The sequence below is a fragment of the Clostridium sp. LIBA-8841 genome (assembly GCF_057782475.1).
Map to the genome: position 1 here is coordinate 357,353 of NZ_CM173488.1, position 12,545 is coordinate 369,897.

The following is a 12,545-nucleotide window of genomic DNA, read 5'->3' on the forward strand; positions in this document are numbered from 1 at the left end:
TGTGGTAAGCTAAAAATAGATTTTTAAAGTCAAGGAGATGTTTAATTTGAGTAATATAGATAATGATAAAATTGTATGTAGATGTAAAAAAGTATCTGAGAGAACAATAATAGAAGCCATAAAAAATGGAGCAGACACTTATGAAAAAGTTAAAAAGGAGACAGGGGCTAATGTCTATGGTTGTTTTGCCTGTAGGTTAGAAATAAAAAGATTAATAGAAGAAAACAAATAATAACAGAGTCATTATTCTAAAAATAAGAGGTTGTATCAAAACTAAAATGTAAGGCTTATAAAGTTTATACTATTTAAAAGTCTTATTGGAGAATTATTTTGGCACAGCCTTTTTTTCGTTTGAGTAAAAGAGTTAAAAATATTTAATAAAACTGTAAAAATAGCCAATCTACATAAGTTAATGAAAAGGTTATAATATATTTAAATAGGTATAATGAAAAGGGAAATGGGGGAATTGAAGATGAGACCAAATGTTGTTTTAATGATGGTTGATCAGATGAGAGGAGATTGCCTTGGGGTTAATGGTAATGAGTTTATAGAAACTCCTAATCTAGATATGATGGCTACTCAAGGATATAACTTTGAAAATGCATACACAGCGGTTCCAAGTTGTATTGCAGCCAGAGCTGCTGTGCTAACAGGTATGAGCCAGAAATCACATGGAAGAGTAGGATATCAAGATGGAGTTGCATGGAATTATGAAAATACCATAGCTTCAGAATTTTCAAAGGCTGGTTATCATACTCAATGTATTGGAAAGATGCATGTTTATCCAGAAAGAAATCTTTGTGGATTTCATAATATTATGTTACATGATGGCTATTTACACTTTGCTAGAAATAAGGAGGGAAAGGCAGCTACTCAAATAGAGCAATGTGATGATTATTTAAAATGGTTTAGAGAAAGACAAGGACATAATGCAGATTTAATAGATATAGGTCTTGATTGTAATTCATGGGTAGCTAGACCATGGGGATATGAGGAAAATTTACATCCAACTAATTGGGTAGTTAATGAATCCATAGACTTCTTGAGAAGAAGGGACCCAAGTAAACCATTCTTTTTAAAAATGTCATTTGTTAGACCGCATTCACCATTAGATCCACCAAAGGTCTATTTCGATATGTATAAGGATGAAAATTTACCCGAACCTTTAATGGGAGATTGGGCAATTGGAACTGATGAGGATAATAGAGGAAAAGATATAAATTGTATAAAAGGAATAGTAAATAAAAAAGCATTAAAAAGAGCTAAAGCTGCTTATTATGGATCAATAACTCATATTGATCATCAAATAGGAAGATTTTTAATAGCTTTATCAGAATACAGGGAGTTAAATAATACGATATTCTTATTTGTTTCAGATCATGGTGATATGATGGGAGATCATAATTGGTTTAGAAAGGCTATTCCTTATGAGGGAAGCGCTAGAGTTCCATTTTTCATCTATGATCCAGGAAACTTATTAAAGGGAGAAAAGGGAAAAGTATTTGACGAAGTTCTAGAGTTAAGAGACATTATGCCAACTCTATTAGATTTTGCGGATATTGAGATACCAGACTCAGTAGAAGGTTTAAGTCTAAAAGATTTAGTTCAGGGGGAAGGCAAGACATGGAGAGAATATATTCATGGAGAGCATTCCTTTGGTGATGACTCTAACCATTATATTGTAACAAAGAAAGATAAATTTTTATGGTTTTCTCAAAGAGGTGAGGAACAGTATTTTGATTTAGAGAATGATCCTAATGAGCTTACTAATCTTATAAATTACAAGGAATATAAGGAGAGGATAGATTACTTAAGAAAAATATTAATTAAGGAATTAGAGGGAAGAGAAGAAGGATATAGTGATGGAGCTAAACTACTAGTTGGAAATCCAGTAAGTACTTTAAGCTATTTGTATAAAAGCAATCAGTTATAGAGATTACATTATAACTAATTTGAATTTTTTGAATTTAAAATGAGTTATAAATAAGGGGGAATGGTTGTGCTTAAAAAAATTATTGCTTCGTTTATTTTAATTTTAGTTTTAGTTTTAGTTATTGGGTTAGTTGGAATCAAATATTCTAAATATAATAAATCCTATGGATGGACTTATTTAAAATATAATGATACTTTATATGTTTTAAATCTTGACTCACCAGAGGATAATGAAGAAAAAATAAATAATTTGGAGTTTGTTGGTGTTGTTAAGAAAAAGATACCTAAATTATTTGAACCTATTGCCAATAATAGTTCAAATGGAATACCAAAAGGCGTTAAATTTTTCAAAGATAAAAATTCTGTAGATAATAATATTTATATATTAGTTAAAGGCAAATACTATCCACTGTCTAATATTGAAACTGCTGAGGGATGGGGAAATGGTATAAAAGCTAATTTTAAAGAATTAAGAGTATAGATTCACTTAAAAAGGAAACTGGAAGGGGGGAGCCTTCTAGTTTCCTTTATTTGATTTATATATGTATATATTTATTTATATCTAATTAATTATTAAGCTACTTTTTTTTCTTCTTTTACATTTGTTTTTATTTTTAAAGTTAAAGATAAAAGAATTAATGCTATGAATGCACCTATTATGATAAATATGAATGCACCGTTCCATCCAAAGTTATCAGCTATCATACCTAAAACGAAGTCAGCCATGAACTCACCAAGAAGGTATCCGCAAAGCCCTGAGAAACCAGTAGCAGATCCAACAGCGAAGTTAGGTACAACATCGATTAAGTTCATTCCTATTAATAATTGAGGTCCATATATGAAGCAACCTATGAATGCAACAGCAATCATTGTTACTAAAGTACTACTTGTTTGCCAATAAGCTACTGTAGCAAATATAACACCTATCATACATAGAATACTAAGTGGAGCACGTCTTCCTTTAAAAATAACGTCTGAAAGCCATCCAAGTAATATTGATGCTGGTATTGCAGCATATTCAAATAAGAACATTGCCCAGTTAGCATTAGCTGCTGAGAATCCTTTTGATTCTTGTAAGTATATAGGAATCCAGTTGACAACACCTTGTCTTATTAAATAAACAAAGATATTAGCCATTGCTAAGTACCAAACATATTTATTTTTAAGAACATATTTAACCATTATTTCTTTTGAAGATAAATTTGTTGGGTTAACATCGTCTTTAACTTCTGAATAATCATTTCTATATTCATCAATTGGAGGTAAACCAACAGATGCTGGAGTATCAGCTCCAATTACGTAACAGAATAAAGCTATTACTGTACATATTATTGCTGGAACAAAAAATATTGATTGGAAATGATTTTGTCCAAATACTAATAAACATAAAGTTGCAATAGGTGCTATTAAGCCCCCACCTATATTATGGGAAGTATTCCATATTCCCATTTTAAGTCCTCTTTCTTTTTGAGAGAACCATTTACCTAATACTATTGAACATGGTGGAGCTCCCATACCTTGGAATAATCCGTTAAGTATCATAAGTATTAAGAATATTGGAACTGTACGAGCGAATCCCATTAAAACACTCATTACAGATGATGCAATAAGTCCGAAACATATAAATTTTTTGACATTTGATTTGTCTGATAAATTACCTAAAACGAACTTGCTTAAACCATAAGATACAGCAAGTCCCATACTTATAAGTCCTATTTGTGTTTTTGAAAATCCATAGTTATTAATTAAATATGGTGATGCTACAGCAAAGTTTTTTCTAACTAAGTAGTAACCTGTATATCCAATAAATATCATAAGAAACATACGAATACGATAAGCTTTGTATGCTGATGGTATTTTATCTTTTGGAAGTCTAGGTATTGCTGGAGCTGGGCTAAAAAATCCAAACATTCTATAATCCTCCTACTATTTGTGTTAATGTTTTCAAGAAACAGTTTACTTATTAATAATAAGATAAGAATTAAACAAGAAAATCTCTTAAATGTTTCACAAATGTAACATTTAAGAGATTTTAATTAATTTTTATTGGTATAAAGTATTTTCATAATTTCATTTCTATCTTCAGCCGCTAGGTAGAAGTTATATTTATCATATATTTTAAATTGATTTGTGTCAAAGTTTTTAGTTGAAATAGCCTTAGAAAATTTAGAAAGATTTTTTGAGGTTTCATTTGATAATACAAAATCTATAAATTTTTTTGCTATTTTTTTATGTTTAGAATTCTTTATTAAGGCTATAGAATCCACATTCCATCCCGCATTTTCTGGAACTATGCTAATAATATTATCTGAAGATTTATCCGCTATAAGTTGATCGCTTAGAAAATTAACAGTTAATAAGTACTCTCCAGAGGCAACTCTTTGAATTGAATTAAATCCACTTATAGTTGAAGAGGCAACATTATTATTAAGTTTTTTTATGAAATCTTCAAATTTCTCTTTCCCCAGTTCTTGATAAAGTGATGCCATTAAGGTGTATCCGGTACCAGAAGTTTGAGGGTTAGGAAGTATTATTTTATTTTTAAATTCTGGATTCAGTAAGTCCTCAATTTTATTAGGATAAGGAACAGAATCTCCAAAAGTTTTTTTCCATAGTGATTCATTTATACCTATTGCAAGAGGAGTTATTTGAAAGCCAGTCCAATATCCATTTAAATCTTTATATTTCGTAGGAATATTATTAGCTGATGGTGAGTTATAATCTCCTAAGGCATTATTTTTCTTAAGAATTTCATAAGCATCACAGCTTCCACCTATAAAAATATCTCCTTGAGGATTATCCTTTGTATCTAATATTCTTTGTACTGCTTCTTCTGTTGGAAGCTTTATATATTCATAAGTACAATCATACTCACTTTTAAATTTCTCAAGAAGGTATTTTCCTTCCTCTTCTCTTAAAGAACCATAAACAACTATGTGGTTCATATTTGAAGTGCTTAGGGCTTTTTCCTTTTTTAAAATATGTAAATGTGCTAGTAAAATAATAATAATAATTATGAATAGTAAGGTAATTTTTTTATTTAAAAATTTCTTCATTTAAATTCCCCTTTAAATAAATAGTTTTACCATTTTCATCACCTAGATATTGTATAATTACGTAGTCTTTATAAACATCTATATAAAAAGTATTATTAGATACATCTCCTTCTTTAGCATATCTATATAGAGTTAAATGGTACTTTGGAAGTTCGCTTAAATCAGTTTTTAAGAAATCCTTATTATCATTCATAATTCTTAAAGTTTTAAAATCTTCTAACAAAAATTCCTTAGAATCATTTGAAAGATTTTTAACAACACCATCTTCTTTGTAGGTGATTAAGTTATCAGGACTTGATAATATAGACTCAAAGTTGCTAACTGTATAGAATGCATCTTTCAAATCATTTCTTAGCATATTTATTAAATAAGAGTTGTTTGAGAAACTTTCTCCATTTAATTTTAATGCGTTTGATATTTCAAAAGGTGTTGAATCACCATTTAAATAAAAAATTTCACCTGAGATAAATAATGTATTTTTTAAAGGAAGCGTATTTTCATTATTTGAATTAGTTACGCATATCTTATTGAAATAATGTAGTAATTCATTAAGTTCAGATTTATTTGAAATTACGGCAGTACCTAAATATGGGTTTGAAATTGTTATTTTATCAGGTATCTTAATATTTAAATCAACCTTATTTTCTTTAGAACTTTTAACTACAGTTAAAGAATCGTATATATCATTAGAATAATAAATGTATGTAGCAAGTATTATTATTATAAAAAATAAGTAAATGAAAAGAGTATTTTTAAAGTTCTTACTCATTATTTTCTGAAACCTCCTTATTCTCACTTTTTTTATGAATAAAGAAGGAGAGTGTAGCTTTAGTTCCAACATCTAATTCACTTTCTATATTGAAACCATAATTTTGGCTTTGCATTATATCTTTACAAATCTTTATTCCAAGTCCATTACCCTTAGGATTTGTGTACTCATCCTTAATTAAGAAACCTGTTCCATCATCTTCTATAATGACATCTATTTTATTAGTAGATTTCGTAGTAAAAATTTTGAGAGTTTCACATCCACTATATTTTATTGCATTATCTATTATATTTATAAAGACTTGCTTCGTTTTATCATGGTCTCCATATATAAAAAATGATTCATAATTTCTTTCAACTTTAATATCATAATTATCAAGTTTTATTTTTAGGATTTTTAAACAATCATCTATTAGAGACTTAACATCTATATACGTATATTCAATCTGAAAATTATCTTTATTACTTTTAGCAATCAAAAGTATTTCCTCAACTAAGTTTAAAAGTCTTTTACCTTCTTTTTCTATAAGAGAGGAGCTTTGAATAATTTTTTCTTTATCATTTAATTTTGGAATGATTTCTGAAAATCCAATTATTGCAGTTAATGGTGTTTTAAATTCATGAGATACATTATCAAAAAATTTCTTTTGATGAAGTTTAGAAGATTTTATTTCATTTATGTATTTATCAAGGTTTTCACTCATTATGTTAAAGGTATTTGCTAAATCTTCAACTTCATCACCACTTGTTATGTGGAGCTCTTCTTTAAAGTTACCTTCAGAAATATTTTTAGATTTTTGTTTTAAAACAACTAAAGGACTAACCAATTCCTTGGCAAAGGTGTTTATTAAAAATATTGCAATTACTATTGCAATTAATCCGCTAATAATAAATATTGTTAATGTATTTTTTAATATCTCATAAGCTTCTGTGTTTATTAAAATCAATCTTATGGCACCATATTCTTTCCCTTCATAAAATATTGGACTAGAAAGAAATATAGTAGGAGTATTATCTATTTTCTCTACTATATAGGCTGTTTGACCTTTTAAAGCTTCATTTATATCAGAACCAAATAAAGATACCTCATCTGATGATGAATCATATATTATTTGAGCTGAATTACTTATTATTTGAATTCTCACATTATATTTTTCACTAAGTGTTGAAGCTATAAATGGTGCATTATCTCTAATAATATCTTCCTTATTTTCAGAATCATTTGATGAAAGTAAATTAAGTATGTAAGATTCCGTTGTCCTACTTTTATCAAGTAGATATTCTATGGAGTTATTTATTAAGTTTTTATTCAAAGCATTATAAGTTATTATGAATATAAAAATTATTATAGGCGTTAATATCAATAAGTTCGTTAAAATAATTTTTTGCTTTAAATTTAATTTAAGTTTCATTTTATTGTTCTTCATCTAACTTATAACCAGCCTTATATAAGGTTTTTATGTAGTTTTGACATGGACCTAACTTCTTTCTAAGTCTTTGAATTAGGATGTCTACAGCTCTAGTTGTTCCTTCAAAATCATATCCCCAAACTTTATTTAGTAGTTCTTCTCTTGAAAAAACTCTATTTTTATTTTGACAAAGGCATCTTAAAACTTCAAATTCTTTAAAGGTTAGATTTATGTACTCAGAATTAATAAGAGCCTTTCTTTCATCTAATAATAGAATAAGCTCTCCAACTATTAAATCCTTTACTTTTTTTTCGCAAGAATTTGAAATATGTCTGCTAACTATGTTTATTCTTAACATTAATTCAGTACTATTAAAGGGTTTAGTTATATAATCTTCAGCACCTAATTGAAGACCTAAAAGTTTATCATTTATATCATTTTTAGCTGTTAACATAATTATAGGTATATCATCTATATTTTTTATTTTTGGTATTAGATTAAAGCCACTTATATCTGGTAACATAGCATCTAGAATTATTATGTCTGGCTTTTCTTTTATTACTAATTCTAATGCATCCAAGGCATTCTCAGCTGTTATAGGAATGTGACCTTCTATTTCTAAGTTCATTTTGATAAGTTGTAATATGCTCACTTCATCATCTACAACTAAAATTTTCATAAATATGGATCCCCCTTTATTAGAATATAGCGGCAACTTTAATTTTAGCATAAAATTTACTTCTTAATTGGACTATTTTAACTTTCATTCACAAAAGAAAGTTAATTATTTTTTTTAAAAATAGATTTTAGAAGAAATTAATATTTGATTTTATTTTAAATAGAAAATCATTAAAAAATTTTTAAACTATTAAATTAAATTTAATAAGAATATATATTGTTGTACACATTTTACAGTTAAAAACTAAAGTAGTTAATAAGTGAATAGTATAGATAAATAGACTGTTATTTAAATAAATTATTTCAATATGATGACATATATTGAAATAATTAGAAATAGAAATTATAATTGGTAGTAATGCATATTTTTAAATTAGGGAGGGGTTTATAGTGTTATCTTATGAATTTTTATTTGACTTGGCACTTATTCTTATTAGTACTAAGATCTTTGGGCTAATAACTAAAAGAGTTAAAATGCCTCAAGTTGTTGGGGCTTTGCTTGCAGGGATTATCTTAGGACCAGCAGTCTTAAATGTTTTATCAGAAACAGAATTTATACAGCAACTTGCAGAGCTTGGAGTAATAGTTTTAATGTTTACTGCAGGATTGGAAACAGATATTAATCAATTGAAGAAAACAGGTAAAGCATCATTTATAATAGCTGTACTTGGAGTAATAATCCCACTTATAGGTGGATTTTTTATTGCAAGTATATTTAATAAGGGAGTAGATTCTAATGCTGTTCTACAAAATGTCTTTATTGGAATAATATTAACAGCCACTTCAGTTAGTATTACAGTAGAAACATTAAAAGAGATGGGAAAATTAAGCACAAGAGCAGGGAATGCGATACTAGGAGCTGCTATAATTGATGATATTTTAGGTATTGTGGCTTTAACCATAACAACAAGTTTAGCAGATCCATCAGTTAATGTAGTATTAGTTTTAGGTAAAATAGTAATGTTCTTTATTTTCGCAGGATTAGCAGGATACTTATTCCACTGGGCATTCATAAAATTAGATGAAAGATATCAAAGGGATTTAAGAAGATTTGTAATTATAGCCTTTGTATTTTGTTTATTATTATCTTTCGTGGCGGAGGAGTTCTTTGGAGTAGCAGATATAACTGGAGCATTTATAGCAGGATTAGTAATATCTGATTCTAATAGAACAAAATATTTAAACTCCAGATTCGAAACATTATCATATATGTTATTATCACCTATATTCTTTGCTAGTATAGGAATAAAGGTAGAGTTGACAACTATGACTAAACCAATTTTTATATTTGCTATATTATTACTTTTAATAGCTATAATTAGTAAGATAGTAGGATGTGGTCTAGGAGCTAAGTTGTGTCATTATAGTAATAGTGAAGCCATTCAGATTGGAACAGGGATGATATCAAGGGGAGAGGTAGCACTTATAGTAGCTAATAAAGGAATTGCAATGGGGTTAATGTTACCAGAATTTTTAGCTCCAATAATAATCGTTGTTGTTGTTACAACAATAGTAACACCTATTTTATTAAAAATAGCCTTTAACACTAAATCTAAAAATGTAAGTGTTAATATGTAGAGTTTAAAAATGATTTAAAAAAATTGATTATTATTAAAATATTTTAAGCTTAGCTATTAAAAAATAGAAAAAATGATTTTTTTTTATAATTATAGTAAAAATATTAGCAACTAGTGATTGGAATCCTTTGAAAGGATAGAGCTTAGTATTAATATAATTAATAAATAATTATATAAATACTAAGGCTTGAGTGTAGATGAATTCTACATTGAAACTATAGTATTTGTATTTATCTTAGGAGGTAATACAAATGAATAAAGAAACAATAGATATTGAAGTAGAAGAACTTCTACCATTTAATGATGAAGCTGATGTGGAAGAATTTAAAAAATTTCTTAGACAATATGGAATAGAAGATGCTTTAGAAGATACTACATTAGAGTACACTAGAAAAAAATTAGAAAATCTAGTTGTTCTAGCTGAAGAAGGAGAAGATCCAGAACTTGCTGAACATAAGCATATTTTAAAAAAATTAGTAAATAATTTAAAAGGTAGAAAAGATAAAAGAGAAGCTATGAAAGCCTTTTTCGAAGTTTATAGAGATTATGAAGATTTATTAAGCGAACAGTGTGGAGAACTACTAAACACTAAAGAATTAGATAAAAAGATTAAAGACGCTTTAAGAGAATATAAAAAATACGAACACTTTAAAGCTCATGAAGAACAAATAGCTCAAAAATGGATTAGAGAATTAAATAAAGAAGCTATAGAATATAAAAAAGAATGTAAAGAGCTAAAAAGAGATATTAGAAGAGACGAAAAAAGATTAGAAAAATAGAAATATACAAGCTATATCAAGACAACTTGTTTTGATATAGCTATTTTTATTTTAAAATAAATATTGGATTCAAATAAAAAAAGGTTCTGTTTTACAGAACCTTTTTTGTGGTTGCGGGAGCAGGACTTGAACCTACGACCTTCGGGTTATGAGCCCGACGAGCTACCAGCTGCTCCATCCCGCGTCATTAAATTGTATTTACTACTCTTTAACTATACGTTAACATATCAATAAAGTCAAGTAATTTAAATATTTATTTTAAATTGTATAAAGGCTTAGAACTTTTACTTTTGTGATATATAATAAATATATAGGGGACGTATATAGTTTTAATTTGTAGTTCAGGAGGAGAAATGTTTACCAAAGGTTTTGATGAAGCATATAGTAGGGCTTTAGAACTTCAAGAATTATTTTCTAATGAAAAAGAAAAATATTATGAAGAATTAAAAAATGAAAACAGAGATATAAAGCATTTAGTTAACAAAATAAACGAAGAAAAAATATATATATTAGAAACACTAGTACCTAAATATGCTAAAAATATGAGTATTTTAGAAAGAAAAGCTATAAAAGCTACTTTAGGAGAAGAAGTTAGTAGTGAATATGTAATAAATGATTATGATATACGACCTATTAAAGAACTTTTAATGATAGATTGTAATGAAAAGTCTATTATAAAAAATATAAAGAGTCCTTTTATTAAGGTCTTTAAGATAAACAAAATAAATAAAAATTTAGATGAAGAAATGATGGAAATACAAGCCGCAAGAGATGAAATGAAGAAGATTTTAGAGCAAGCAAAAGATGATAAAAATAAATTAATAGGAATTTACAAGTTATTATGTTCTGCTACTAATTTAGGTGAGGCTATAGAACAAAGATTTAGAGATTTCATTCCTATGATACAGAGTAGTAGGCTTATATACGGAGATACTAACATAGAAAAGAGAAGCTATAGAATAGGAAATGTTCTAAAGTGCTATGAAGGAATAACAGTATTTTTAGTAAAAGTATGTGAAACTAGATATAGAAATACAGATGGAAAAAAGGTTAAGTATATAAAAGATTCTTTAATTGATGAACATTTAGAAGAATTAAAGTTCTGGAAGGAAAATTTTAATGAAATATAAATTATGTGTATAAGAAGTGGTTTGTATTTACAAAAATATATAAAATTGCCCAAGTAATCCGTGTTAAAATGTAATAAAGTGTAAATTAGGTTTTAATTTGTAAGTTTGTAAAGAAACACTTAATACGGTATAAAGGGTGGAGAAAAATGGCTATATTAGTAACAGGAGGGCTTGGTTATATAGGAAGCCATACATGCGTTGAATTAATAAATAAAGGGCTTGAGATTGTAGTTATAGACAACCTATCCAATAGTAAAGAGTTGGTTAAAGATAGAATAAAAGAAATCACAGGAAGTGATATAAAGTTTTATAAAATGGATTTGCTTGATAGTGATGGATTAGAGAGAGTATTTTCAGAAAATGAAATAGATTCAGTAATTCATTTTGCAGCATTAAAGGCTGTTGGAGAATCTACAGTAATACCACTAGAGTATTATAAAAATAACTTAGTTAGCACATTAGTTTTATTAGAAACTATGAAAAAATATAATGTTAAAAAATTGGTGTTTAGTTCATCGGCTACTGTTTATGGAGAGTGTAAGATTGTTCCGTGTCATGAAGAATGTCCTTTATCAGTTACTAATCCATATGGAAGAACTAAACTTATGATAGAAGAAATTTTAAGTGACTTATATAAATCAGATGATACTTGGGATATATGTATTTTAAGATATTTCAATCCTGTAGGCGCACATAAAAGTGGGTTAATAGGGGAAGAGCCAAATGGAATTCCAAATAATTTAATGCCATATATAACTAAGGTTGCTATTGGAGAACTTGAAGAGCTAAGTATTTTTGGAAGTGACTATGCTACACATGATGGCACTGGAGTTAGAGATTATATCCATGTAGTTGATTTAGCAATTGGACATCTTAAGGCACTAGAGAAATTAACAATGAAACCTGGTCTTGTTATTTATAACTTAGGAACAGGAAGAGGATATAGTGTTTTGGATTTGGTCAATGCTTTTTCAAAGATAAGTGGAAAAGATATTGCCTATAAAATAATAGAAAGAAGACCTGGGGATGTGGCAGAGTGTTATGCTGATCCAAGCAAAGCTAACAATGAGTTAGGATGGCAAGCTAAATATGAAATAGAAGAGATGTGTGAGGACTCTTGGAGATGGCAAACTCAAAGTTATAAAGTATATAATTCTTAGAGATATAAAATTGATTAATATGGCTATTTTTGTCGTTTAAAATAACAGTAAAGTAA

Annotated in this window: 12 protein-coding genes and 1 tRNA gene; 7 read left to right on the forward strand and 6 right to left on the reverse strand. The window is 27.9% G+C overall.

The features are described 5' to 3' along the window. Positions 1-46: 46 nt before the first annotated feature. The 3 genes from AC2A4K_RS01520 to AC2A4K_RS01530 all read left to right on the forward strand — a co-directional run bounded on the left by AC2A4K_RS01520 (position 47) and on the right by AC2A4K_RS01530 (position 2,413). Positions 47-232, forward strand: coding sequence for a (2Fe-2S)-binding protein (locus tag AC2A4K_RS01520; RefSeq protein WP_322505315.1), 186 nt, complete (start codon positions 47-49; stop codon positions 230-232). 240 nt (positions 233-472) lie between these two features. Next, a complete protein-coding gene (locus AC2A4K_RS01525) occupies positions 473-1,933 on the forward strand; it encodes an arylsulfatase (protein WP_322505314.1) in 1,461 nt (486 codons plus the stop codon). A 66-nt stretch (positions 1,934-1,999) separates the two neighbouring features. Further along, positions 2,000-2,413, forward strand: coding sequence for a hypothetical protein (locus AC2A4K_RS01530; RefSeq protein WP_322505313.1), 414 nt, complete (start codon positions 2,000-2,002; stop codon positions 2,411-2,413). 92 nt (positions 2,414-2,505) lie between these two features. Here AC2A4K_RS01530 and pgtP read toward each other — a convergent pair whose 3' ends face one another. The 5 genes from pgtP to AC2A4K_RS01555 all read right to left on the reverse strand — a co-directional run bounded on the left by pgtP (position 2,506) and on the right by AC2A4K_RS01555 (position 7,844). After that, the gene (gene pgtP / locus AC2A4K_RS01535) at positions 2,506-3,843 is read right to left on the reverse strand and encodes an MFS transporter (RefSeq protein ID WP_322505312.1); all 1,338 of its coding nucleotides are present in this window, start codon (positions 3,841-3,843) and stop codon (positions 2,506-2,508) included. A 125-nt stretch (positions 3,844-3,968) separates the two neighbouring features. After that, positions 3,969-4,988, reverse strand: coding sequence for an ABC transporter substrate-binding protein (locus AC2A4K_RS01540; RefSeq protein ID WP_322505311.1), 1,020 nt, complete (start codon positions 4,986-4,988; stop codon positions 3,969-3,971). After that, on the reverse strand, positions 4,969-5,757 hold the full coding sequence (locus AC2A4K_RS01545; protein ID WP_322505310.1) for a DUF3919 family protein: 789 nt from the start codon (positions 5,755-5,757) through the stop codon (positions 4,969-4,971). The genes AC2A4K_RS01540 and AC2A4K_RS01545 overlap by 20 nt, the downstream gene beginning before the upstream one ends. After that, positions 5,750-7,183 carry a sensor histidine kinase gene (locus tag AC2A4K_RS01550; RefSeq protein WP_322505309.1) on the reverse strand — a complete coding sequence of 478 codons (1,434 nt, stop codon included), beginning with the start codon at positions 7,181-7,183 and terminating at the stop codon, positions 5,750-5,752. The genes AC2A4K_RS01545 and AC2A4K_RS01550 overlap by 8 nt, the downstream gene beginning before the upstream one ends. Beyond that, the gene (locus AC2A4K_RS01555) at positions 7,170-7,844 is read right to left on the reverse strand and encodes a response regulator transcription factor (protein WP_322505308.1); all 675 of its coding nucleotides are present in this window, start codon (positions 7,842-7,844) and stop codon (positions 7,170-7,172) included. Before AC2A4K_RS01555 ends, AC2A4K_RS01550 begins: the two co-directional genes overlap by 14 nt. 389 nt (positions 7,845-8,233) lie before the next feature. On the opposite strand from AC2A4K_RS01555, the gene AC2A4K_RS01560 reads away from it, so the two are divergent. Continuing rightward, positions 8,234-9,421 carry a cation:proton antiporter gene (locus AC2A4K_RS01560; RefSeq protein ID WP_322505307.1) on the forward strand — a complete coding sequence of 396 codons (1,188 nt, stop codon included), beginning with the start codon at positions 8,234-8,236 and terminating at the stop codon, positions 9,419-9,421. A 250-nt stretch (positions 9,422-9,671) separates the two neighbouring features. After that, positions 9,672-10,199, forward strand: a complete 528-nt coding sequence (locus tag AC2A4K_RS01565) for a hypothetical protein (protein ID WP_322505306.1) — start codon at positions 9,672-9,674, stop codon at positions 10,197-10,199. A 108-nt stretch (positions 10,200-10,307) separates the two neighbouring features. Here the strand turns inward: AC2A4K_RS01565 and AC2A4K_RS01570 are convergent. Beyond that, positions 10,308-10,383, reverse strand: a tRNA-Met gene (locus tag AC2A4K_RS01570). 169 nt (positions 10,384-10,552) lie between these two features. On the opposite strand from AC2A4K_RS01570, the gene AC2A4K_RS01575 reads away from it, so the two are divergent. Both AC2A4K_RS01575 and galE read left to right on the forward strand, forming a co-directional pair. Next, positions 10,553-11,329: a hypothetical protein gene (locus AC2A4K_RS01575; protein ID WP_322505305.1), complete on the forward strand. Its 777-nt coding sequence runs from the start codon at positions 10,553-10,555 to the stop codon at positions 11,327-11,329. A 146-nt stretch (positions 11,330-11,475) separates the two neighbouring features. Further along, a complete protein-coding gene (gene galE, locus AC2A4K_RS01580) occupies positions 11,476-12,489 on the forward strand; it encodes a UDP-glucose 4-epimerase GalE (protein ID WP_322505304.1) in 1,014 nt (337 codons plus the stop codon). Positions 12,490-12,545 lie beyond the last annotated feature (56 nt).